General features: G+C 39.5%; 17 protein-coding genes and 1 pseudogene. 8 read left to right on the top strand and 10 right to left on the bottom strand.

The window, feature by feature from the left end; all coding sequences use genetic code 11:
* Positions 1 to 56: 56 nt before the first annotated feature.
* The 3 genes from ACM0OT_RS00330 to ACM0OT_RS00320 all read right to left on the bottom strand — a co-directional run bounded on the left by ACM0OT_RS00330 (position 57) and on the right by ACM0OT_RS00320 (position 6,729).
* Positions 57 to 5,033, bottom strand: a complete 4,977-nt coding sequence (locus tag ACM0OT_RS00330; protein ID WP_414561748.1) for a beta-ketoacyl synthase N-terminal-like domain-containing protein — start codon at positions 5,031 to 5,033, stop codon at positions 57 to 59.
* A gap of 790 nt (positions 5,034 to 5,823) precedes the next feature.
* Positions 5,824 to 6,195 (bottom strand): hypothetical protein, encoded by a 372-nt coding sequence (locus tag ACM0OT_RS00325; RefSeq protein WP_414561746.1) that lies wholly within the window; start codon positions 6,193 to 6,195, stop codon positions 5,824 to 5,826.
* A 318-nt stretch (positions 6,196 to 6,513) separates the two neighbouring features.
* Positions 6,514 to 6,729: a chlorophyll a/b-binding protein gene (locus tag ACM0OT_RS00320; RefSeq protein ID WP_414561744.1), complete on the bottom strand. Its 216-nt coding sequence runs from the start codon at positions 6,727 to 6,729 to the stop codon at positions 6,514 to 6,516.
* A gap of 158 nt (positions 6,730 to 6,887) precedes the next feature.
* Here ACM0OT_RS00320 and thyX point away from each other — a divergent pair, with 158 nt between their 5' ends.
* The 3 genes from thyX to dcd all read left to right on the top strand — a co-directional run bounded on the left by thyX (position 6,888) and on the right by dcd (position 8,936).
* Positions 6,888 to 7,610, top strand: a complete 723-nt coding sequence (gene thyX, locus ACM0OT_RS00315; RefSeq protein WP_414561743.1) for an FAD-dependent thymidylate synthase — start codon at positions 6,888 to 6,890, stop codon at positions 7,608 to 7,610.
* Positions 7,611 to 7,672: 62 nt separating this feature from the next.
* A complete protein-coding gene (locus ACM0OT_RS00310) occupies positions 7,673 to 8,365 on the top strand; it encodes a dCTP deaminase domain-containing protein (RefSeq protein WP_414561742.1) in 693 nt (230 codons plus the stop codon).
* A 4-nt stretch (positions 8,366 to 8,369) separates the two neighbouring features.
* Entirely contained in the window at positions 8,370 to 8,936 is a 567-nt protein-coding gene (gene dcd / locus ACM0OT_RS00305) for a dCTP deaminase (protein ID WP_414561740.1), read from the top strand.
* A 165-nt stretch (positions 8,937 to 9,101) separates the two neighbouring features.
* On the opposite strand, the gene ACM0OT_RS00300 is transcribed toward dcd, so the two are convergent.
* The 3 genes from ACM0OT_RS00300 to ACM0OT_RS00290 all read right to left on the bottom strand — a co-directional run bounded on the left by ACM0OT_RS00300 (position 9,102) and on the right by ACM0OT_RS00290 (position 13,914).
* Complete coding sequence (locus tag ACM0OT_RS00300; RefSeq protein WP_414561738.1) at positions 9,102 to 10,211, bottom strand: glycosyltransferase family 4 protein; 1,110 nt, start codon at positions 10,209 to 10,211, stop codon at positions 9,102 to 9,104.
* 234 nt (positions 10,212 to 10,445) lie between these two features.
* Positions 10,446 to 11,234 (bottom strand): PIG-L deacetylase family protein, encoded by a 789-nt coding sequence (locus ACM0OT_RS00295; protein WP_414561736.1) that lies wholly within the window; start codon positions 11,232 to 11,234, stop codon positions 10,446 to 10,448.
* Positions 11,235 to 11,679: 445 nt separating this feature from the next.
* Positions 11,680 to 13,914 carry a hypothetical protein gene (locus ACM0OT_RS00290; protein ID WP_414562224.1) on the bottom strand — a complete coding sequence of 745 codons (2,235 nt, stop codon included), beginning with the start codon at positions 13,912 to 13,914 and terminating at the stop codon, positions 11,680 to 11,682.
* A 694-nt stretch (positions 13,915 to 14,608) separates the two neighbouring features.
* On the opposite strand from ACM0OT_RS00290, the gene ACM0OT_RS00285 reads away from it, so the two are divergent.
* Positions 14,609 to 15,781, top strand: a complete 1,173-nt coding sequence (locus tag ACM0OT_RS00285; protein WP_414561735.1) for a glycosyltransferase family 4 protein — start codon at positions 14,609 to 14,611, stop codon at positions 15,779 to 15,781.
* A gap of 147 nt (positions 15,782 to 15,928) precedes the next feature.
* Positions 15,929 to 17,071, top strand: coding sequence for a glycosyltransferase family 4 protein (locus tag ACM0OT_RS00280; RefSeq protein ID WP_414561733.1), 1,143 nt, complete (start codon positions 15,929 to 15,931; stop codon positions 17,069 to 17,071).
* A 111-nt stretch (positions 17,072 to 17,182) separates the two neighbouring features.
* Here the strand turns inward: ACM0OT_RS00280 and ACM0OT_RS00275 are convergent, their stop codons facing one another.
* The 4 genes and pseudogenes from ACM0OT_RS00275 to ACM0OT_RS00260 all read right to left on the bottom strand — a co-directional run bounded on the left by ACM0OT_RS00275 (position 17,183) and on the right by ACM0OT_RS00260 (position 20,170).
* A complete protein-coding gene (locus ACM0OT_RS00275; protein ID WP_414561731.1) occupies positions 17,183 to 17,413 on the bottom strand; it encodes a type II toxin-antitoxin system HicA family toxin in 231 nt (76 codons plus the stop codon).
* Positions 17,410 to 17,649, bottom strand: a complete 240-nt coding sequence (locus ACM0OT_RS00270; protein ID WP_414561729.1) for a type II toxin-antitoxin system HicB family antitoxin — start codon at positions 17,647 to 17,649, stop codon at positions 17,410 to 17,412. Before ACM0OT_RS00270 ends, ACM0OT_RS00275 begins: the two co-directional genes overlap by 4 nt.
* A gap of 186 nt (positions 17,650 to 17,835) precedes the next feature.
* The gene (gene trxB, locus ACM0OT_RS00265; RefSeq protein ID WP_414561727.1) at positions 17,836 to 19,206 is read right to left on the bottom strand and encodes a thioredoxin-disulfide reductase; all 1,371 of its coding nucleotides are present in this window, start codon (positions 19,204 to 19,206) and stop codon (positions 17,836 to 17,838) included.
* A gap of 190 nt (positions 19,207 to 19,396) precedes the next feature.
* Positions 19,397 to 20,170, bottom strand: a pseudogene (locus tag ACM0OT_RS00260) (Rpn family recombination-promoting nuclease/putative transposase).
* A 283-nt stretch (positions 20,171 to 20,453) separates the two neighbouring features.
* On the opposite strand from ACM0OT_RS00260, the gene ACM0OT_RS00255 reads away from it, so the two are divergent.
* The 3 genes from ACM0OT_RS00255 to ACM0OT_RS00245 all read left to right on the top strand — a co-directional run bounded on the left by ACM0OT_RS00255 (position 20,454) and on the right by ACM0OT_RS00245 (position 24,258).
* Positions 20,454 to 21,020, top strand: a complete 567-nt coding sequence (locus ACM0OT_RS00255) for a Uma2 family endonuclease (protein ID WP_414561725.1) — start codon at positions 20,454 to 20,456, stop codon at positions 21,018 to 21,020.
* Between the two features lie 228 nt (positions 21,021 to 21,248).
* The gene (locus ACM0OT_RS00250; RefSeq protein WP_414561723.1) at positions 21,249 to 21,827 is read left to right on the top strand and encodes a type IV pilin-like G/H family protein; all 579 of its coding nucleotides are present in this window, start codon (positions 21,249 to 21,251) and stop codon (positions 21,825 to 21,827) included.
* Positions 21,828 to 22,044: 217 nt separating this feature from the next.
* A complete protein-coding gene (locus ACM0OT_RS00245) occupies positions 22,045 to 24,258 on the top strand; it encodes an O-linked N-acetylglucosamine transferase, SPINDLY family protein (protein WP_414561721.1) in 2,214 nt (737 codons plus the stop codon).
* Positions 24,259 to 24,262: the final 4 nt, after the last annotated feature.

The raw sequence follows: 24,262 nt of genomic DNA, 5'->3' as shown, positions 1-24,262 counted from the left end.
AAACACTTTAGTAAACTTCAATTTCACGTAGTAAAATTACTGAAAATTCAGCAAAATTATTTTTTGTTTGTCGGCCAGCCTTTAGCGCCTATAACGGCTAATTGTTGTGACATAAGCTGTAATTGCTCTCTCATAACTTTTTTAACCAAAGCTTTTGAGGTACTATGAGCTATTGGTTCCGCCAGTAATTTTTCTGAAGTTTTCTCCTGTATTGTTGTACTTAAAGTTACTGAATTAACTGAATTTGGTGATTGAATCCAGTAACGTTTTCTTTGGAAGGGATAAGTGGGAAGTGATAATAGATGACGTGGATAATCTCTATCAAATCCATCCCAATCAATATCTGTGCCTTGTAAATACAAGCTAGATAAGCTTTCTAACAACGTTTGCCAATCATCTTGGCGAGCATTTAAAGAAGATAGCCAAACAGCGTTTTTATCTTGCTGACACAGTTTACCCAAGTTGCTGAGAACTGGTTTAGCACCAATTTCTACAAAAATTTCATACCCTGCGGCAAATAAGTTATTTACTCCTGCCATAAATTTCACACTCTCACGGGTATGGTTGCGCCAATACTTGGCATCTGGTATCTGTCCCGGAGTCAGGAAATTCCCTGTAAGATTTGACACCATAGGAATTTGAGGAGCTTGATATTCTATCAAACTTGCCTGTTGCTCAAATTTATCTAACGTGAGTTCGATCAAAGGAGAATGGAAGGCGTGAGATACTTTTAAACGTCGAGCTTCAATTCCTTGTTCTGCAAGTTGAGCCAAAACTGCTGTCATGGCTGCACTGCTACCAGAAATAGTGATATTTTCCGGGGCGTTAATTGCAGAGATGACAATTTCTTGGCTGTAAGGTTGAATTACAGCTGCTACTTGTGACTCACTGGCAAATACGGCAGCCATTTCACCAATTGGGGGTAATTCCTGCATCAAGCGCGCTCGTTGTGCTACCAGCTTCAGACCTGCTTCTAAGGTAAATACGCCAGCAACACAGGCGGCGACATATTCACCCAAACTGTGACCCATGACTACGGTTGGTTCTACACCCCAAGATTTCCACAATTGTACTAAGGCGTATTCCCAGGCAAATAAGGCGGGTTGGGTATAGGCGGTTTCGTTGAGTAGAGAATCGTTTGCCGATTCGGGGTATAAAACCGATAGTAGAGGCTTGTCCAGATAGGGGCGTAAAATTTCATTACATCGGTCTAGACAGGCGCGGAAGGTGGGTTGAGTTTCATAAAGTTGCCTTCCCATGCCCACATATTGAGAACCTTGTCCTGTGAATAAAAAGGCGATTTTGGGACGTTGATTGCTAGGGGTGCGATCGCTCATTAACCCATTTATTTCTTTATGATTAGCGAAGGCTCCTAGTAGAGTTTGTAATTCTAGATTTGACTTGGCAACAGTAACTAGACGATGATTAAAATGCGATCGCCCGGTGTTAGCTGTAAAACAAATATCTGCAATGGGTAGTTCTGGATTGTTATCTAAATAAGTTTCGTAGCGTTGGGCTAATTCCTGTAAAGCAGCTTCATTTTTCGCTGATAGTGTTAGGATATTGAGCGATCGCTCTGGAGTTTGTGAGTCATTTTGAACTGTTAATGGTGCTTCCTCTAGGATGACATGAGCATTAGTACCACCGAAACCAAAGGAAGATACACCAGCTAACCGTTGTTGTTGACCCCTCTGCCAAGGTTGGAGTTGAGTAGCAATAGATAATGGCGTTTCTGCTAAGGCAATATGGGGGTTAATTGCTTGGAAATGCAGGTGTGGGGGAATTTGCTCATGCTGTAAAGAGAGTATCACCTTGATTAAACCAGCAATCCCCGCAGCCGCTTCTAAGTGACCGATATTAGTCTTCACAGAACCAATCATACAGGGTTGTGTAGGCGATCGCTCTGGGGTCAGCACTGCTTTGAGAGCATTCATCTCGATGGGGTCGCCTAAAAATGTGCCAGTACCGTGAGCTTCTACATAGCTAATCTCGGTGGCGGTAACTTTGGCATTTTGTAGAGCTTTTTGAATGACAGCTTGTTGAGCATGGGTATTAGGTGCTGTCAGTCCGTTACTGCGGCCATCTTGATTAACTGCGGAACCTCTGACTACTGCCAACACATTATCTCCATCTCGCAGAGCATCCGTCAGACGCTTCAGAACTACTACACCACAGCCTTCACCCCGGACATAACCATCAGCATCAGCATCAAAGGTCTTACAACGACCATCACTAGCCATCATGCCAGCTTGGGAAAAAGTAATGGTTAATTGGGGAGTCAAAATTAGATTTACACCACCAGCTAAAGCCAGTTCACATTCTCCTTGACGTAAACTCTGACAAGCTTGATGAACAGCTACTAAAGAGGATGAACAAGCAGTATCAATTGCCAAACTAGGGCCATGAAAATCTAATAAATAAGAAAGACGGTTAGCAGTGATACTGAAAGCGTTACCTGTACCTGTATAAGCGTTTAAGCCGTCTGTTTGATGAAACTGTAGCTGAGAATAATCAAAGTTACTAATACCAACAAAAACCCCCGTATTACTTCCTGCTAACTTTTCTGGTGCTTTGCCAGCATTTTCTAAAGCTTCCCAACTTACTTCTAATAACAGCCGTTGTTGGGGGTCGATTGATTCGGCTTCTCGTGGGGAAATGCCGAAAAATTGCGGGTCAAACTGGTCTACTTGTGAGAGAAATCCTCCCCAGCGAGTATTCATCTTACCGGGTTGGTTGGGTTTGGGGTCATAGAAAGCATCTACATTCCAACGAGCAGAAGGAACTTCACTAATAGCATCTACACCATCCCGTAGTAATTGCCAAAAAGCCTCTGGATTATCAGCTTGGGGGAAACGACAACCAATACCAATAATAGCGATCGCATGGTTTTCTTTGGTATTGTTAGATGTCACCTCTAAATCTGTGGAAACAGGCTCTACACCTGCTAAATATGCTGCCAGAGCTTGAATTGTCGGGTAATCATACAACAGAGTCGGCGAAAGCTCTTTTTCTAACCATTCTTGGAGTTCACCAGAAATTCTCACAGCCGCTAATGAACCTAGTCCATATTGTGCTAGAGGTTCATCAATATCTATTTCTTGAGGAGAAATTTGTAATTGTTCCGCAACTTTAGCTACCAACCAAGCAGTAATTTCTTCTTTTTTGGGCGATTCTTGGCTGTGGTCTACAGTATGAGAACTTACTGGACTTTGACTTTCTGTAACTAATGCTGGTAAATCACCTGCTTTCAGCTTTTCCAACAGATAGTCAACTTCCGATTCCAAATGCCGGAATTGGCTTTTATTTTCAGGATTGAGGCTCCAATCTGCCACCACATCCAGAGAAGCGGTGAAAAAAGCGTCTCGACAAGCACTGCGCCGCACTTTACCAGAGGAAGTTTTCGGCAGACTGTTAGTTTTTAGTAGCAAAATCGCATAAGTTTGTAAGTCGTGTTCCTCTGCTACAGCTTTACGGATTGCACCTATAACTTCATTGGCGTTGAGCTTACGTAGGTAACTGCGCTCTACTTCTTGGACTACCACCAACCTTTCTGCATTGTTGATTTCCACGGCAAATGCAGCACCACTACTGGAACGTAGGGCTGGATGGCTATTTTCCACGGTGATTTCAATATCTTGGGGGTAATGATTACGACCCATGATAATGATTAAATCTTTCAGGCGACCTGTAATAAACAACTCGCCATCCAACAAAAATCCTAAATCCCCAGTACGGAGAAAGGGGCCTGTTTGACCATCAGCTAAGTAGCCTTGAAAAGCTTGTTTTGTTTGTTCCTCCCGATGCCAATAACCTTGAGCAACACTGGCTCCTGATACCCAAATTTCTCCTACTTGCCCATCTGGACAACGAGTTAATAATTCCGGCTCTACAACCATCACTTCTTGGTCTGGGCTACTTTGACCACAGCCCACAATAGTCCGCACATTGTTTTTACTTGTAGCATCTACAACCTGATTTTTCTCTAAGGCTGTGGCTTGGACATGACGAATTATTGGAGCTTGAGATTTTGCTCCTCCAGAAACAATCAAAGTTGTTTCCGCCATACCATAGCAAGGATAAAATGCTTCCCGACGGAAACCGCATGGTGCAAAAGTTTCCGCAAACCGTTCTAAGGTTTGAGCGCGGACTGGTTCTGCTCCTGTAAATGCTACTTCCCAACTACTGAGATCCAAACTTGCCAATTGTTCGGGAGTGATTTGGCGACAAGCTAAATCATAGGCAAAATCAGGCCCCCCACTGGTAGTTGCTTGGTAGCGGGAAATTGCTTGTAACCAGCGAAAAGGCTTTTGGAGGAAAGCCACTGGTGGCATGAGTGTAACAGGAAAACCACCATAAAGAGGCTGTATTACCCCACCGATGAGTCCCATATCATGGTACGGTGGCAACCAAATTACACCCTGGCTTGTGGGTGTATGTCCAAAAAATTGATAAATTAGCTGGGAATTATGCAGCAAGTTACCATGAGTGACCATCACACCTTTTGGTGTACCTGTAGAACCTGATGTGTACTGAAGAAAAGCCAGAGTATCACTGTTAACTTTTGGTTCTTGCCAATTGGCGGCTAAATTATTGTCGATGTTATCGGTAGCCAGCCAAGGTAATGCTGCTAGTGTAGGGTTTTCAGTTAATTGAGTTTGAATACTGGCTAACTCGGATGCTGTGGTTAGTGCGACGGCTGCCTCGGCATCTAAAACAATTGCCTGGAGCCTAGACATTTTTTGATTGCGTCGGGGTGGATAGGCAGGAACCGCCACAAATCCCGCATACAAACAACCAAAAAAAGCTGCCACAAATTCCATTCCTGGGGGATATAAAAGTAAGGCTCGTGAACCTGGTATTCCCCCTGTTTGCAAAAGTTGAGCAGCGATCGCTCGTGCTTTTTGATCCAATTCTTGATAAGTTAAATTGACGCTCTCTGTCTCACCGTCTAAAAGAAAAGTATAGGCAGTTGCTTCAGATTGATTCAGCGCTCTATAGCGTAAGAGTGCAATTAAAGTGGAAAATTCAACCATGATTTGTGTTGGTGAAATAATCTAAGTCACAATAATTTTGGGATTTTCCGCATAAAAATACCAAGTAATTTTACGGGAAATTCCTCTTAATTCCGACAAGAATTACTGTTGTATTTGAATACAATGAAATTACTAAATTTTCGGAAATGTGATGAAAAAATCGAGAATAAATTTGTCAGAGTTTCAGCCCCTCTAATTCGCGCATGAGATTAAAATGGTTGTAAAATCAAGCTTTTAACTTGATGTGATCAAACTGAATATCCTCGTTGTCTCATGCGATCGCCTGATGCGATATTCCCATAGTCAAGAGCTTTGTACTTTGGCTATTAATAGATATGGTTGTTGGCGCTAATTTATGCAAATAGTCCAGTTCGTCGGATAAGACTGCAAATAATTCATCGAGTAGTAGGGAAATTTAAGATGCGCGAACCAATGAAGTTTTGTAGTGGGACGTTATCCTTAGATTTGCTCTGGCTCTTTTTTGGAATCTCGGTAAATCACCTTAGCAATATATAAATAGCCTATTTCAAGCAGAGGTACTAGGGCAACGATCAAACATTATTTAACAAGTGTCAACCTTCGATTTCTATCTCCAACAAACTCAGCACTTTTTCCTCTAAGCCCGTCAAATAAACCCGGTTCAAAAAATCTTGGTGACCATCTCAATTCTTGGGGTGTTTTTGAGGGTGCTGATGATTCTATTTGTTGATAAATCACCACGAATTCCATTTCTTTGTCTGTTATGCCCACGGGAATCTCAAGGTGAAAAATGACATCAGCACCAACATTCTTAGTTGAGTTTACAGCTTGCGGTAGGTTCTACATTTAAGAAAGTTCCTGAGCGGGGTGTAATTGAACGCAACTGCTGGATAAAAGCATTAAATCTGGCATCAGTTATGCCGAAACCAGCTTCAGCACAAGCAGATAAACCTCCTTCGATGGGAATAGGAGAACCATTCCTGGGACTATATACAATAAATTTATCGACGGTGCCAGTAGCAACCGCAAACCCGATAACTTGGCGAACTGTTCGCAAAGCGACATTATCTAAGGAACCACCAATACTGCCAATACTGATATTAACCGCACGACTTTCAGCCAATGCTGGCGCACTCATTGACAATACTGCCCCGACAATCATTAAACTGGTGAACTTCTTCATTTTCCTCTTCTCTAAAAAATTGAAAAACTAATACAGAGGTTTCGTGTAGATGAGGTACGTATAAAAGTTTACTATAGAAAATTTTTAAACATTGTACTGTACCTCACTCGACTCAAACTTATGTATTTATAAAAACATAGATTAACTAAATAATCTACGGACATTATCTGAAGATAATCATTTATTCAAGCAGAGTTTAAGAAATAACTTTTTGAAGAAAAATTGCAACAACAAATAAGTAGGTTATCCATAAAATTAGAGACGAGAAATTTCTCGCCTCTACAGTTTCGTTAAAAATTATGTTGTTAAGATTAGTTTTTACAGACTTGTCAAAAGTCCGATGATGCCTTGTCCGGTGAATATTTCTAATGCTATGAGAGAAACAAAGCCAATCATTGCTAAACGACCATTGAGTAATTCTGCGTAGGGTGTAAACCCCGTGCGATCGCCTTGCTCATCTACGTAAATCTTTGGCTCAATGGCGAAGTTGTTCATTAAACCTTGGTCGTCAACAATGGATGAATTTGTACGCATGTAATTTTTCCCGTTTTCTCTTATGTAAACAACTGTAACAAAGATATTAATATTTGTAAAGTATATGAATCTACTGAACGAGATAAGATGGTGAATCGGGTTCATCATCATGTGGAACCAACAGCCGCCAACACCTTATTTTTACGCAGTTTCAGCCAATGCATCGATTCCGAGTAGAGGTTATTGCCAAAACACCAAACCCGCAGCAAGTAATTTACGCTGCGATGCACCAAGACTATACCGATGGCTTCGTGTATGACGAGCGCGATTCATGGCCTATGGAGTCACAATGTGGTGAAATTATTGTGAAGCGACTGTTAGCAGGTGAGAGGGGACATTATGGGCCTCTTGAGCATCCCCAGATTGTTTTTAACTGCGGTTATTTTCCCCACAGTGTGATGCAGCAGGCTCGTACTCATCGCATAAATGTATCATTCGATGTACAATCTTTTAGGTATACGGGGAACCAATTTATTGAAGTAATCGAAGGCAAAAAAGACATTGAGGATGTTTTTTATCTGCGTCCTGTGGGTTACTACTCTGATAGACAGGGTAAAAAATATTACTATTCACCAGAACAAAGAACGGCAGATTTAGAATGGTGTCTCGAAGCAGCGAAGCGATACAAAGCTGATTTTGAGGGGGGGATGTCGGAGGAACACGCCAGAGGTAAAGTACCTTTTGATTATCGCCAACATTTTGTAGTCAGTTTCAATTTAAGGTCTTTCATGCACTTTTGTGACATGAGAAATAAGAAAGATGCTCAACTAGAAATTCAGAAATTGTGTGAAATGATGTGGCCTCATTTTGCCGAGTGGACACCTGCGATCGCCCAATGGTATGAAAAGCAGCGTCTAGGTAAGGCGAGGTTAGCACCTTAAAAACTGAGTACACAGCAGATAACGTGGTGTATAATGATTTACACCATATTAAAAAATAAAAAATGAGTGTTATTCCATTTGTATTGGATGGTAGTAATAAAACAGTAGTACAAACACCGGAAGAATATCAAAAAGCGGGTGGTCTTGAAGGCCAGGTAATTCTTATACGGAATTTAGATGTCAAACAAATTCGTGATACGGAATCTAGCAATGCAAGCTATAACTTCACTGTTGGCAATGAATACAGAGATCATAGAGACTCCGGTAAAACTGATTTATTAGAGAATGGTAAAATATCCCTTCAACCAGGTTCTGCCGTTATTATTGAGACTGCTGAAACAGTTGAATTTCCCAAATCTAGATTTGGTCATGTAGTGCCAAAAGTGTCTCTTTTGCAAAGTGGGTTATCTAATACATCATCAAAAATAGATCCTGGATATAACGGTAAACTTTCCATTACAGTATTCAATTTAGGCAAAAGAGCCGTTGAGCTTCAGAAAGGACAAGAATTTTGTACACTTTATGTCCTTGATGTCAAAGAAGGAGTTATTCCTTATAGAAAAGATGCTAAAAAAATTGCTGGCAATTCTAGAAAAGATTTATTAAGTACACTTAAGGATTTTATTGAAACAAATCAAGCCTATTTTACTATTATTTTAACTATTGCAACAATAGTTTTAACAGTCGTTCAAATTGTGCAGTCTCCTGGACAGAAACAGGAAGTACAAATCTCTCCCAAAGCAATAAAGAGATAAATAAATGATTCTTTCTGACCAAGATATATTGAAAGCTATTCAGGATGGTGATATTAACATTTCACCTTTCAGACTAGAATTTATACAACCAGCATCAATAGACCTTACTTTATCCTCAATCATTAGAATATTTGATCCCCAAAATACAGAATATATTGATATTAAAGAGTGGATAGATACTTCTAAAGAAATACAGTTAGAAGAGAATGGAAATTTTCTGCTAATTCCAGATGATTTTATTCTTGCAGCTACAGTTGAAAATATCACTTTACCTAATTATTTAGCCGCAAGGATAGAAGGAAGAAGTTCTCTTGGTCGCCTGGGATTAATGATTCAAGCATCCGCAAGTCATGTAGCTCCGGGATTTTCCGGGAATATAACTTTAGAAATTAAAAATATCTCTCGAATACCATTGAAAATATATGTAGGAATGCGTATTGCTCAAATTATCTTTGAAGTAACTTCTTCTCCAGCGCTCAATCCATACGGTAATACTAACTCAAATCATAAATATCAATATCAACAAAAGCCAACTCCTAGTAAACTTTGGAAAGATTTTCATAAATCATAAATTAGCTATTTATATTAAAATCTAATTTTAGTTATTACTATTCAACAGTAGTACCAAAGGAACCAAATACCAGTGATGAGCTAGTCAGAGAAGTTGCTGGTGTAATGGTAGTAAGAGGGGACAAGGGGACAAGAACGAAAATAATCCCTCATCTCCCCTACTCCACTAGTTTCTCACCAAAACTTCTTTCCTTTCCATTACTTTAAGACTTTTGTCGTGAGTAACTAATTCACCGTAAACAGCCAGTGTTTCTTCATTTACCCGCGCCACATTGAAGCGTTCTAGGTTTTCTTGGGCGCGATATTTCCATCTATGCAGCTGCATGGGATCTGTTAATAATTGCATTAAAGCAGTTGCCAAAGTTGAACTATCTTGAGGTGGGACTAAAATCCCTGCTTGTCGATTATCCAAAGTTTCGGGGATACCATCTACGTCACTAGCAATAATTGCACAACCTGCTTCTCTGGCCTCTGTTAACACCAAACCAAAGGATTCACAGTGGGAAGCTAAAACGAAGATATCGGTTGCTAGCATATAGCGTTGTGGTTCTGGCTGGAACCCTTCAAAATGAATGCGATCGCTATAAGGTGTATTTTGCACCATCGTCTCAAACATCGGGCGATCGGGCCCGTCTCCTACTAGATATAGATGGGCGTTGGGAAATTTGGGTGCAATTTTGTTAAACGCTGCGATTAAATCAGTAATTCCTTTGCGGGAATACATACCGGCAACGGTAGTAATTGCTGGACGTTGTAGAGGTAGTGGTTGATAATCTTGAATCTTACGATGTCGGGGACTACCTAATGTGCCGTTGGCGACTACGCGTAGTTTTTTCTGGGGGATACCACGCCGCACCATTGAATCAGCTACTGCATGACTAACTGCAATTACCCGATCTGCTAATCCCATGACTACTGCGCTACGCTGAAACTCATTATGTACTGTAGAAACTAAGCTATACTCACAGTTGCTTTTGAACATTCCTGCTAAGACAACACCTGTCATCATATGTGCATGGACAATATCTGGCTGAAACTCTTGTATAATCTGCCGATAACGCCAAGTCGCTTTGAGAATATTCAGGGGTTGCCTGTTCTGATTTAGTTGCCAGTGTTTGATGCCATAAGATGCTAATAATGCCTCATATTCTCCTCCAGCAGAGGCTACGGCAACATGATGACCATCTTTAGCTTGCAAACATGCTAAATCTACTGCCACGTTGACAATTCCATTGCCAATGTTTTGCACATGATTTGTAATGTGTAATATTCGCATATAATTTATCTCCATATATATTGATACAATTCTGTGGGGATTTTACATACAGTACATCTCATCTGAATGAGGTATGTAAGGGCGAACAGGATGCCCACCCCACAATGTCATTACAATGTCATTTTTATTTATTTGCCAGGTGATGTAAGAATGGGTGCATAAAATCCCCAATGAATCATCAATTTTTTAAATTGATTACCTATTTATGACATTTTAAATATTCATTTTCAGTGTCTACTCAGATTCTACTCTAAAAAATATTTCATAAGCACCTAAAAACCGCTGAATAAAGCCATCAGGTAAGCTGGCAATTTGGGATTTATATGAGGCGATCGCTTGATTTTTTTTCTCTTGAACTGAAGCAATTGAAAAACAATAAGCTGCTGCTATATCCGGCAATTTGAGCAGAATAAATAGTGGCGCTCTCCAAAATAACCAGATGGGATACTGGATTAATTCTACTGTAATATTTGTTTGGTTTAGTGCTGCTTTTACTAATTTATATGTAGCTTCATGATCTTGATGACAATCTTTTCTATGAGGTACATAAACTTCCTCAGGCTGATAAGTTTCAAGAAGTGCAGACACTTGTGAAATTGTCTGTTGTTTCTCCTCGTTGACTAAATCTTGTAAACTGCCATCTATTTTGGCTAAAAAGTGAATTTCTGAAGGTTCTACCCCTAAAATTTTTAATGCCTCTATGGCTTCTTGTTGCCGAATTTTAATCATGGCATTTTGGGCATCTGGATCTGTACCTGCTGCACCCTGTCCATTAGTGAGAAACACGACTGTCACCGGTATTCCCTGTTCTCGTTTGTGAGCAATCATCCCACCACAGCCAAATGTTTCATCATCTTGATGTGGAGAAAACACCATTGCCGATTTTTGGCTTAATGTTAATGGTTTACTGCCACCTAATAAAATACATCTACACAGTAAGCTGGAGTGGATACATTGTATTTTCTCTAACCAGGTATTTGGCATGAGTTTTTGTAGTCTTTGTAAATAGACTTTTGTTTTCATATTTATTTCCAATGAATCCAGTAAAATGTTTAGCATTATTACTATATTTATATACAAATAATGCTTTTTTATCTGTTGGCAAAATTATAGCCTAAATATTTTTGAGAAATAAATAAGTTAATTTATTTTCTATGTAAATTAAAAAGTGTAAATATTGATAATGTGCAATTTTGTTATATATAAATTTAGCGTTACTGAATTAGCAACGCCATGAATTGAAGTATTAAGATGCGATGTTTCTTAGGAGTTCGACGGATTCTTAAAACCCCGCTTCCATTCCTCTCTCCTTACAGGGGCTAGAGAGAGGCTTAAAAGCTTAATTTTTTGTTGGTAATGCAAGATATTTAAGCCCCTTTCCGCGTCGGAGAGGGGTTGGGGAGAGGTTCATCAAACTCACGTTTTTTTAACGCCAAGAGGTGAAAAAATTCACGAAAAAGTATGCAGATTACGAATTATTTTCTGGTTGCCAGCGATATACAATTACCTTGGCTTTCCAATCCTCTTCTACAAACACTAAATACTCGCCATTGGCACGACGAAAAGCACGAATACCATAAGGTATATCAATCCAACCGCTTTCATGTGCCACTTCTGGGCCGGGTTTAAAATTGAGAACAAAATCTCCTGTCTTGGCATTATAAACATAAACTTCTGCTGTTTTGACTGTTACAGCAAAAACATAGTCTCCCGCAACACTCATGGATGCAGTTAATACTTCGCGTTTGCCTGTGGTGTCGTGAGGGATGACAACTCGCCAACGGGGATTACTATTTCCTTGACTCCAGTTATCAAACCGGGCAATTTCCGATCCCACAACTTTGGTGTCGTCGCCCACCGGAGGATGATCTACGGTAAAGCCTGACAAATACATGGTGTCTGTTTCTGGGATATATTCAACTCGCCGCAAATCGGTAAAAAAGCTGGGAGTTTTTTGCTTTTGCATGGCACTGTAGGTGTAGATGGGATTGCCATGATCATCTAGTCCCTGCAAAGGATAATGCCGAATGCCAATACCGTCTTGAGTTCGTAAGGTTTTCCAGACATCGCCTTGATTATCTACCCACCAGCCGCCGATGAAGGGATAATCTTCGCTTTGATCGTATTCATTTTTTTCAAATAAACCGTTACCATTGCGATCGCGCCAGATCCATTCTCCTTTTTCTGGTTGATATGGTGGCCAGTCTCCTTTGATTGATTGACCGCCACCGCCTCGAGTCCCGACAAACATTCCCGCTGGAATGGCTATTTTGCCATCTTTTTCGGGGTTAAAACGATAAATTTGCAGAAAACTTTCATACATATCTGTCAGGAAGACAAACGGCTTACCTTGAATCCGCCGTACCCAGGTACCATCTGGGGATGTATGCAAGCGTGGGTCTTGGGGATATTTGAAAGGATTGACGGTGTAGGCTTTGTAAGTCCATTGCTTACCAGGAGGCTTACTATAATCCATCAAGAATTGTTCTTGCTTGGTAAACAAATCTATACCGTCAGTTTTGGGGTCAGCATCAGCATTATCGACAAATAGTAATCCCAGTAATTGCCATACTAGTTTTCCTGATGGCGAAAACTTGCGTAAATCTGTGCCTGATGTATTGAAACCATTACTATTTATATAGATATTACCTGTGGTATCTGTACCAACTCCAGTCAAACCGTAAAGTTTCAAATCTTTAACTTCACCGGGAACCCCTCCATAAACTCCCCCTTGACTACCAAAAGTCGCAACTTGTGTTGGTTGGTCTTGAATGTTGTAAGTCAACATTTGCTGACGAGGGCCATTGTCGGCAATTAACAGTCTGCCTTGATGATCTAGTGCGATCGCACTTGGTTCTACAATGTCTGTAATTTCTTCAGGTAATTGCTTTCCTGTGGGGGCATAATGGACAATCTGGGCTGGACTATTACCAACTTTGCTTTGAATTATCCATAAATTGCCTTTTCTATCAACAGTCATCCCCCCTGGTTTAGCAATATTAAAGCTGCGTATTTCTTTCATCGTGTCGGTACTGTAGACTCGCACACGATTATCTGCCGCATCACTCACATATAATTCTTTGTCAGTAGTGGCTAATCCTGTAACTGCATTTTGGTTACTGACAATTAACATACTTTTATCCCAGCCACGTCCTGTGGTAAAAGGTGCAGGTTCGCCAGACAAGTCATAGCGTCTAACGCAATACCATTTCGTTCCTTCTGAAGGATAATCTTTATCTATTTGGCCCACCGAGCCTTGTTGCATGGCAATGTAAACATATTTACTATTTACCGTTATAGCTTTACCACCGACACGACCCCAACCGTGGGTATCTTTCAAAGCACCAATTACATTACCATCTTCATATATTCCAGCTTCTCTGCCTGCTTCATCCCAAATACTATTGGTATACACTTTGCCATTGGGTGCAACATACATGGCCTCAATATTATTTTGCACCCACTTGTCGCCACCACCAAATGTATTACCAATCCAAGATGTTTTGTATGAGGTTACAGGTGTTTTACTGGTAGCCCAATCAGTTGTAGTACTGATAGCAGCAAAAATAATACCAATACCTATAAGTAAGATAAAATTGATAAATTTTAATTTCCGCAATTTTCCAGTGTGAGATAAATTTCTGGCGTATTGATTCAATTTTTGGTAAATTTTGCCAAACTGCGGTGTGAGTTTATTTCGCATATTATTTTCAGTCATTACTATTCGTGACATTCAGTGACTGGTATAAGATGCACTAAGAAAAAATTGTCTTTCTTTACCCTGGTAACGCTATATACGCAAGCAGCTTTAACTATTTTAATTACTAATTTTTATTTGGCTAGTACACTACATAAATAACAAATATTTGATATTAAAATTTTCCTATTCACCAAAAATTCATCAAAAAAATAAAAACTTTGAAATCTAAAAATTATTTAATGTATTAATATTTACTACCTGCACAATTTTATGGTAAATATTAATACAAAAATCTCGTACTAAGCTGATTACTAATATGTTTAATTACCCCGACAGTAATCAAATAAAATCGTGAAATTAAGGCTATATTTAACTACCATCACAAACTTTATCCCCGATAGTAAGTACCTTGAAGTTACTTAAAATACACTTATTGACAGTTCCAAATAAATAGATTATAAATTGGTGTTTTATTTAAACATCCTCTTGATGCTTGGGCAATTATGGTAGATAGAAAATTTGAGTAAACTCTCTACATAGTAAGACGTGAAAAGTACTGATTCTGTAGATAATGTCAGGATATAAGTACTAGTAGCATCAATTAATTGACTGCTAATGTGCAAAAGCAGTGCTTGAGCTTGATATACAAGTGCAAATATCAATGCTCAATGCTCAATACATCATAGGAGCTAAGTAGGTGGAAAGTAAAAAAGAAAATTTTGATTCAACATCTGCATCTATTCTCACCTTGGGAATAGGCTGGTTTCCCAAAACACCCGGTGGATTAGAAAGGTATATTTATGAACTAACTCATACATTAGCAGCTAATCAAGACCAAGTAGAACTATGTGGAGTAGGTCTACCGGAAACTGAATTAAATTTACCCATCAAGCTGACAAATTTAGCATATCCAGAGAAAGCAATTTGGCAACGATTGATGTCTATTCGTCATAACTTTAAAAAAACCAGAATAGGCAAACCAGATGCGATTAATTTGCATTTTGCATTATACAGTTTTCCCATTTTAGATCTTTTACCCCAAGGAGTACCTATAACTTTTAACTTTCATGGCCCTTGGGCTGCTGAAAGTCAAGAAGAAACAGTGAATAATCAATTGAGTGTTTTGCTCAAGCGACGGCTGATAGAACAACATACTTATAACCGTTGCGATCGCTTTATTGTTCTCAGCAAAGCATTCGGTAATATTTTACATGATCAATATCAAATACCTTGGAGCAAAATTAATATTATCCCCGGTGGAGTCAACATTAATTCGTTTCAGCCTAACTTATCACCCCAAGCCGCCCGACAGCAATTAGGCTGGCCAGATAATCGCCGAATTTTATTTACATCGCGCCGTTTAGTGCAGCGAGTCGGCATTGATAAATTATTACAAGCAATAGCAATAATTAAACCACAAGTGCCTGATGTTTGGCTAGCGATCGCAGGTAAAGGACACATGCAAGCTAAACTACAGCAACAGGCTAGAGAATTGGGATTAACAGACAACGTAGAATTCTTAGGTTTTCTACCTGATGCACAATTACCCATAGCTTACCAAGCCGCCGAACTAAGCATTATGCCTAGCCAATCTTTTGAAGGGTTTGGATTAGTAATCATCGAATCCTTAGCTTGCGGTACACCAGTTTTGTGTACTCCTGTAGGCGGAATGCCAGAAATTTTATCACCTTTTTCACCAGATTTAATTACCACTTCTATTGAAGCTACATCTATTGCTGAAAAATTAGCAGCAATACTTTTAGAAAAATTACCCATCCCTTCTAGACAAGACTGTCGCCAATATGCAGTGAGTAATTTTGACTGGCAGCAAATAGCCCAGCAAGTGCGGCAAATTCTCTTATCTTCATGAGATAAACAATATCTTTAGCTATTAACTGAAAGTGAATTATACCTCCAACAGAAGTCAGTAAAAAATGACTTTCTTCTCTCTGTGTTGTCTGCGTCTCTGTGGTTAGTAAAAAAATATCAATAAATTCCACATTAGAAACCAACTTATATGAAAATTCTATTTTTAGACCAAAGTGGCAAACCAGGCGGTGCAGAACTGTGTTTAATAGACATTGCTAAACCCTATGGCCATCGCGCCTTAGTAGGATTATTCACAGATGGCCCATTTAAAAAGTTATTACAACAGCATCACATACCAGTAGAAGTATTAGCAACCAAGCCAATTAGCGTCCGCAAACAAAGTAACTTACTCCAAGCTGCGACAAGTTTAGGTCAACTAGCTCCGCTACTAAAAAAAGTAGTCCAAACAGCCAAAAAATATGATGTTATCTACGCCAATACCCAAAAAGCATTAGTAATTGGCGCACTAGCAAGTTTCATCGCCCGTCGCCCCTTGGTTTATCATTTACACGATATTCTGTCACCAGAACATTTTAGCCAAACAAACCTCCGCGTAGCTGTAACCTTAGCCAATGGTTTCGCATCATTAGTAATTGCTAATTCCCAAGCCAGTCAAACAGCCTTTGTCTCCGCCGGAGGTCGCCCAGAACTAACAGAAATTGTTTATAACGGCTTTGCACCAGAAAATTATCAACCTGCTGAATCTGAAGTTAAAAAATTACAGCAACAATTAGAACTAGAAGGCAAATTTGTCGTAGGACATTTCAGCCGATTAGCACCTTGGAAGGGTCAACATATTTTAATTGAAGCCCTCACCCAGTGTCCGCCAGAAGTCACAGTAATTTTAGTAGGTGATGCCTTATTTGGTGAACAAGATTATGTCCAAAAATTGCATCAACAAGTAGCCATAATGGGTTTAGAAAACCGCGTCAAATTCTTAGGATTTCGCTCAGATATTCCCCAATTAATGACAGCTTGTGACTTAGTAGCCCATACCTCCACATCCCCAGAACCCTTTGGTAGAGTCATCGTTGAAGCCATGCTATGCGGTACACCAGTAGTTGCAGCCAAAGCAGGCGGTGCAGTGGAATTAGTAGAACATGGAAGCAATGGTTTTCTGGTAACCCCAGGAGAACCCCAAGAACTTGTACAAGTAATTTATACCTGCCTACAAGAGACAGAAATTACTGCAACTATAGCAAAAAACGCCCAGGCGATCGCTCGTCAGCGTTTTGATGTCACAGCCATTAATCAGCAAATTGCCAGTTTGTTAACTCAGAGATGGGGATGAGGGAGAAAACATACTTATCTAGCCTCATTCTAAAGGTGGAATGAATATTATCGGTGGTTTACGCGATCGCTATTGTATTTGTGGAGAATAAGATGAGTTGCCTTTCATATATTATTTTTGTAACAACTCGAAGAATGTTTCTTTATCAATGCCAATATCTTGAATCATTCCCATTAGAGTACCTTGTTTGAGGTCTTTTCCAGAATGAATGGGAACAACAACTCGATTCCCGTGAACATTTTTGTAAATGGCATGACTACCCTTTTGACGATCAAGATAAAAACCTAATTTTTCGATAACTTTAATAAAGTCTTTAGCTTTAACACTAGGAAAATTACTCATATTAAGATACTTAATGGCTTAACAATTAAATCTTCTTTAGGAATAGGTTGATGATCAGCCATTAAACTTTCAAGATATAATTCAATAGCCTCTGTAATATTCTCAATAGCTGCTTCAAAAGTGTCGCCTTGAGAATGACAGCCCTTGAGAACAGGACAAAAGGCGTGATAGCCACCATCTGCTTCTTTTTCTAGAAGTACCGTATAGTTGTAAACTTGCTTACTGTTATTTTCCATATATCTTTACCTTTTTTGAAAGCTAGTAACTTTTAGCTTAGACTGTTTCTATCCAAAAACTTTCACAGTTTCAATTCAAACTTAGTGTGAGCCTCCTGGCGGAAGTAGGTGATTACTAAAGTTTTACGGAGTTGGCAGTAAATCACCATTTTTTTTCTCACCAGAGGCATAAAAAAGCGCTAGCCACTAAAGATAACTTTCAATCATCTGGCGATACTCACTCTTTTGCTTCACACCTTTGACTTCCTTCAATAATTCCTTATCTTTAAAGAATTGAATTGTCGGTGTCCCCGTGACATTGGCATTTTCGGCAATATCTCGGTCTTGGTCGATGTCAATTTCTACAAAGTGAATCTGACCGTCAAACTCGTCTACTACCTTATTTAATATGGGCTTTAGGGTATGACAAGGGCCACAACCAGGGGCGACGTATTTCACCATCACCAGGCGATCGCTTTCATGGAATAATTTTCTTAAGGCGTAACCTCCTTGATGACGGGTAGCCTGCAAGTTAAATCCAGCTTCTTCTTCCGCTTCAGTTTTCTTGGCTGGCCGATGTTCCAATTCATTATCTGGAGTTTCCGGCTGTTGATGAAATTCCTGAATTAAAGCATGAGCCGACAACCAGCGTTCTGCTAACATGGCCGCCATACAGCCAGTACCCGCAGCCGTAATTGCTTGACGAAACTCATGGTCTTGCACGTCGCCAGCCGCAAACACACCTTCTACACTGGTTTCTACAGAATTGTTTTTGGTGACAACATAACCCACATTATTCAGTTCTAGTTGTCCTTTAAATAAGACAGTATTGGGAGTGTGACCAATGGCGTAAAATAAACCTTTGGCATGGAGTTCAGTTTCTGCGCCAGTTTGATTATTGCGAACTTTCACCCCTGTCATGTGACCATCACCGAAGATATCCACAGCTTCAGTGTTCCAATGTACTTGGATTTTAGGATTACTCAAAACCCGGTCTTGCATGGCTTTAGATGCGCGCATCTTATCAGAACGCACCAGCAGATTGACCTTAGAACCGTATTTAGTTAAGTAAATAGACTCTTCCGCCGCCGAGTCGCCAGCACCAATGACAGCCAATTCTGCACCGTGAAAGATTGGTGTAGCACCATCGCAAATTGCACAAGCAGAGATACCCCGACTCCAGAATTGATCTTCGCTAGGTAAACCCAAACGCTTGGCAGTTGCACCAGTAGCTATAACTATACTATGGGTTTTGATTTCCCGTTCTGGCGATCGCACCGTAAAAGGACGCTGACTCAAATCAACAGAGATCACATCCTCAGTATATAACTCAGCCCCCCAGCGTTCAGCTTGCGCCTTCATTTGATCCATCAGTTCCGGCCCTGTAATCCCTTGGGGAAACCCCGGAAAGTTTTCCACTTCCGTCGTTGTCATCAATTGACCACCGGGTAAACCACCCATTTCAAAGCCTTCAAATACCACCGGTTTTAAATTCGCTCTTCCTGCATAGATAGCGGCTGTGTATCCGGCCGGGCCAGAACCAATAATTACTAAGTTTTCTACTGTGGGGTTAGGCATAAACAGTTAAGCAAACTCATAACGACTACGCTTAATATAGCATAGTTAATAAGTTTGTAGTGAGGACTTTAGTCCTCTCCATCTCCTGTAGCAAAGAAAAGTTGAGTTATCCTGTGGAAAGCCGCCATTCGCATCTGTTCCATTGCTCCGCAACACTGACGCGAACAAACCAACCTACATGACACATCCTCTAAGACTGTTGTTGTAGATGTTTTCTAATGATTTCAGTATCTAGTTCCAACAATTCTGCTATTTCCTGAATACTCATACCTTTCTCCGTAAGTTTTGAGACTAATTTTAATTTGGTCTTTTCCAAGATACTTTCGTACAGCCGAGTATTTTTGAACTCATCTAAATCCATCATGGCTTCAATTTCCTCCACAGCAAGATTGGGAAACTTATAAAATCCAATTGCTTGGATAGATGCTAGCACTTTCCTTTGTAGATTTTCATCAGGTAAATTAGCTCTAGCTTGGTTGATTAGCTGTTGAGCCAAAGAAGTAGATTTTGTAGGTGTTTCTACAAATAGTTTGGCGATTCCTATCCCCAAAGAATCCTCAGTCCTAGTAGACAGTTCATTGAGATAAATGCAGCGTAGGTGTTGTTCTGTTAAAATCCGATAGCGCTGATGAGGTGGGCTTTCGTGAATGCGTTTGTCGTAAATTACAATTGCATACCAGTCTGAATTAACTGGTTGATATTGACGAAAATAAACAAAAATTTCCCCAAAAAGTCATTCATAAAATTCTTCATCTTTGTAGGTTTGCAATTCCACAAAGTACAAAGGTTCATTGTCAAATCCCTCGCCAGTTGAAAATACGCCATCTAACCGAAATGACTGTTGTTTGATTTCCGGTGCAGTAAATGTGTAGATATTGGGATTGGTATCAGGTTTATCAATCAGTTCAAAAAATATTTGTGGTAGTTCTTTAATCAATTCATAAAAAATTACATCTGTTTTCATGGAAGCGGCTAATGGCAAATTGTACAGTCATGTCTATGGGGATAAAATACATTGTAGCCTTCGTTGGTTGATCTATTTATGATAGATATAGGATTACTATTTGATTTTTGTTGGCGTAGCCTGCGCTTTGCGCTTACAGAATTAGTATTGTAGGGTGTGTTAGAACGGAGTTCGTAACGCACCATGCCCTATGATGAGGTGTGTTAGCGATAGCGTAACACACCCTACGTATTTTTTCAAAAATCAAACCGGATTCCTATATAGAAGCATTATTTGGTGTAATATGTCCCTGAGCATTGCCGACTTAGAGCAACTACAAACCGAGCATCCAGAATGGCGGATGGAATTGGTTGAAGGGAATATCATAGTTATGGGGCCATCAGATTACGAATCAGAGGAAATTGGCGCTCGTTTAATTACTTTTTTAAATAACTGGGTAATGTCGCGTAAGCTAGGGCGAGTAACTGGTTCTAGCGCTGGGTTTATTTTGCCGAATATAGAAGAGGGCGACTCAGAAAAAAGAAACCTACGTGCGCCAGATGTTTCTTTTGTGCGGGCTAACAGACTCAAAAAGACCAAACGCGACTTTGTAGAATTGCTTCCAGACCTGATGGTTGAGGTGAAATCTAAATCAGACAGAATAAAACCACTGGAAGAAAAAATTCAGTTATTCTTGCAACTTGGGTCTACAGTCGGCATACTTATTGACCCTGACAAATTAACAGTAACAGTTTATCGACTTAACCAAACTCCAGTTTTGTTACAAAATAAAGACACACTCACGTTACCAGACTTGCTACCAGGTTGGGAACTGGCAATATCAGAACTATGGCCACCTGAGTTTGAGTAAATAATCATTCCCTCATCATTCATCCCTCGTTCCCAGACTCCGGTTGAGAATACCTATTAAAAGGTTCAGCCTCCCGTTACAAACAGCAGAATCACTATTTGACTTCCCATATATAGAAAGGAAATCCTAGCCAAAAAAATTTTCGACTGAAGGTGATATGAAAGTGATCGGGTGTGGGTAAGTTATATCTAGAACACGAGACCACTACATAACACCGGGAAAACACTTATGAAAACCGAATTAAAAGCCAAGTTTCTTCAACACATCCTCAACAAAAAGAAAGACGAACAAGGTTTTACACTGATTGAATTGTTGGTTGTTATTATCATCATCGGTATTTTGTCCGCTATTGCATTGCCTTCTTTCTTGAACCAAGCTAACAAAGCCCGCGCCTCAGAAGCAAAAACTTACGCGGGTTCTGTCAATCGCGCTCAACAAGCTTATCTCTTGGAAAACCCAACCTTCGTTACTGCCCAAAGTAATTTTACCTTACTAGGGCTGGGTATCAAGACACAAACAGAGAATTATACTTATACTCTCGGTACCTTCTTGACGAATGGTGCAACTGTTTCAGCTGTGCCAACAACTCCTAGTACTAGCCCTGCGATTCTAAAGGGTTATGGTGGTTTTGTAACTGTTGGAATAACCGCAGCTGGTGGTACTGGGGAAGCAACTACAATAGCTGCATTGTGTGAAACTAATGACCCGATAGTCACGGGTACTGCACTAGATGCTGCTTCAGCAGTAGGTGCTGCTCCTAACATTACTAACCTTAACTGCGCCACAACTCAAAAAGCAGTCAAGTAAAGAATATGAAATCAATCTGCAAGCAATAATCTTGTCAGCAGAGTTGTTTACAGGTGGGTATAATTTATCCACCTGTTTTATGATTTCTTGAGGCTATTAATTAATGTAGATAATTTAAAAAGCCTACAATAAGACTTTAGTTCTGACAATAATTATTTAAATAATTAAATTTTTATTTCAAAATAAAGATTCAAATCATAATACTGTGTGCCTATTTATGAAAATAAAAAAACATCACGACCCTGTTTTTATTCAAGCGCAACAGCACCTAATAGCTAGAGAATATCAGCAGGCTGCAAAATTATATGAGCAAGCAATAGCATCTGAACCCGATGTAATTTTTCACTATTGGTATCTTGGTTTAATACTGCTTTTACAAGAAAAAGAAATAGAAGCACAAATGACTTGGATGATACCATTAGCAGATGTGGAAGAAGAAAATATTCCAACTTATACACAAGAACTAACCGAAGTTTTACAACTAGAAGCAGAAAGACGAGAAAATCTAGAAGAATTTTCTCTCGCTTGGGCAATTCGTCAGCATATAAAAGAAATTAATAATTTTGATATCGATAATCTCTTAAAAATTTTGCAACTTTCTTTCAAGATAAATAATTTTGAAGGCTGTCAACTTGAAAATTTAGGAATTATTGAATTATTAAACTCCCCAAATTTTGCAAATCTCAATTTAAAATTATTACAACAAGTATTACAGCAAATTCTTGAAAATCCACCCTTTAATCAATCATCTATAGACTTCATAAAATCTTGCTTCCCCTACCTGATCAATACACCATATTTCATTGATGTACTTCCTGCTGTGATGAAAATTGGTCACATCTTCAAACTACCAGCAACAGCAGCACATCTTTTAAAATTGTATTTAAACCTAGATTCTAATAACTTAGAAATCTTAAAACATCTAGCTATTTTTTATCAAAATGCTAAAAATTATTCTCAGGGTATAGAAACAGCAAAATTATGTCTTTCTTTATCTACAGAAATAGCGGATAAAATTTTTGCTGTTCATCTAATTTTGTGCAGTTTACTAACTGCTGGGGGATATTGGGAAGATATATGCTCAATAAACCAACAGTTAGAAGCTTTGCAGCAAGAATTTATTATAGCCCAGCCTCTTCCCTTAGACGAAGTAAAAACACTAGGTTTATTAACAGCATCTTTCGCTCTACCTCACCTTAAAGATAGTCCTGAGAACTTCAGAAAAATTCATAATCAATTAGCGCAAATTTGCCAGAAAAATATTCAAGCTATCTACTCTCAAGCATTTGAGCGTTATTCTCAGCAGCATACTAATCATAAACAAACAGCAATTTGTAAGAAAAAATTAAAAATTGGCTATGTATCTTACGCGTTGAAAAGACATTCTGTAGGCTGGTTAGCACGCTGGTTATTTCAACATCACAACCATAATAACTTTGAAATTTATACTTATCTAATTAACTATAATCCTCTAGATCAATTTGCACAGGAATGGTTTGTCAACAAAGCAGATAAAGCTCATAAATTAGGAATCACAGCTTTAGAAGTTGCTGAACAAATCCATGCAGATGAAATCGATATTTTAATAGACTTAGATAGCATAACACTAGATATAAGTTGTACAGTCATGGCACTTAAACCCGCCCCAATTCAAGTTACTTGGCTGGGTTGGGATGCTTCCGGTATACCTGCAATTGATTACTTTATTGCCGACCCTTACGTATTAGCAGATTCAGCACAAGAATATTATACAGAAAAAATTTGGCGATTACCCCAGACATACATAGCCGTTGATGGTTTTGAGGTTGGTATACCCACACTACGCCGAGATGAGTTAAATATTCCTAACGATGCTGTCATATATCTCAGTAGCCAAAGGTCATATAAACGACATCCTGAAACTACAAGATGGCAAATGAAAATTATCAAAGAAGTACCCAATAGCTACTTCTTAATTAAAGGTGATGCGGAAGAAGAAGCAATTAAACAATTTTTCTACCAAATAGCCGAAGAAGAGGGTGTAGATATTTCCCGGCTGCGATTTTTACCCCAAGACCCCACCGAAGCTACGCACCGAGCCAACTTAGCCATTGCTGATGTAGTATTAGACACTTACCCCTACAACGGCGCAACCACAACCTTAGAAACCCTGTGGATGGGTATACCCTTAGTAACCAGAGTTGGAGAACAATTTGCAGCGCGTAACAGCTACACCATGATGATGAATGTAGGCGTTACAGAAGGTATAGCTTGGACAGATGCAGAGTATATAGAATGGGGTGTACGCTTGGGTAAAGATGCAGTTTTAAGACAACAAGTTGCTGGGAAATTGCGACATTCAAGACAAACAGCACCGCTATGGAATGGTAAGCAATTTACCCTGGAGATGGAGAAAGCTTATCAGCAAATGTGGGAAAGATATAAGAAATAAGCTC

Source organism: Anabaena sp. CCY 9613, from assembly GCF_963920895.1.
Lineage (GTDB): Bacteria > Cyanobacteriota > Cyanobacteriia > Cyanobacteriales > Nostocaceae > Cyanocohniella.
Note: the sequence above shows the minus strand (reverse complement) of the source record. Positions and strands in the feature narration are given on the sequence as shown.

Coding starts and splice junctions, on each gene's coding strand:
- ACM0OT_RS00330 (WP_414561748.1), bottom strand. CDS start 5,033: ATGGTTGAATTTTCCACTTTAATTGCACTCTTACGCTATAGAGCGCTG.
- ACM0OT_RS00325 (WP_414561746.1), bottom strand. CDS start 6,195: ATGAAGAAGTTCACCAGTTTAATGATTGTCGGGGCAGTATTGTCAATG.
- ACM0OT_RS00320 (WP_414561744.1), bottom strand. CDS start 6,729: ATGCGTACAAATTCATCCATTGTTGACGACCAAGGTTTAATGAACAAC.
- thyX (WP_414561743.1), top strand. CDS start 6,888: ATGCATCGATTCCGAGTAGAGGTTATTGCCAAAACACCAAACCCGCAG.
- ACM0OT_RS00310 (WP_414561742.1), top strand. CDS start 7,673: ATGAGTGTTATTCCATTTGTATTGGATGGTAGTAATAAAACAGTAGTA.
- dcd (WP_414561740.1), top strand. CDS start 8,370: ATGATTCTTTCTGACCAAGATATATTGAAAGCTATTCAGGATGGTGAT.
- ACM0OT_RS00300 (WP_414561738.1), bottom strand. CDS start 10,211: ATGCGAATATTACACATTACAAATCATGTGCAAAACATTGGCAATGGA.
- ACM0OT_RS00295 (WP_414561736.1), bottom strand. CDS start 11,234: ATGAAAACAAAAGTCTATTTACAAAGACTACAAAAACTCATGCCAAAT.
- ACM0OT_RS00290 (WP_414562224.1), bottom strand. CDS start 13,914: ATGCGAAATAAACTCACACCGCAGTTTGGCAAAATTTACCAAAAATTG.
- ACM0OT_RS00280 (WP_414561733.1), top strand. CDS start 15,929: ATGAAAATTCTATTTTTAGACCAAAGTGGCAAACCAGGCGGTGCAGAA.
- ACM0OT_RS00275 (WP_414561731.1), bottom strand. CDS start 17,413: ATGAGTAATTTTCCTAGTGTTAAAGCTAAAGACTTTATTAAAGTTATC.
- ACM0OT_RS00270 (WP_414561729.1), bottom strand. CDS start 17,649: ATGGAAAATAACAGTAAGCAAGTTTACAACTATACGGTACTTCTAGAA.
- trxB (WP_414561727.1), bottom strand. CDS start 19,206: ATGCCTAACCCCACAGTAGAAAACTTAGTAATTATTGGTTCTGGCCCG.
- ACM0OT_RS00255 (WP_414561725.1), top strand. CDS start 20,454: ATGTCCCTGAGCATTGCCGACTTAGAGCAACTACAAACCGAGCATCCA.
- ACM0OT_RS00250 (WP_414561723.1), top strand. CDS start 21,249: ATGAAAACCGAATTAAAAGCCAAGTTTCTTCAACACATCCTCAACAAA.
- ACM0OT_RS00245 (WP_414561721.1), top strand. CDS start 22,045: ATGAAAATAAAAAAACATCACGACCCTGTTTTTATTCAAGCGCAACAG.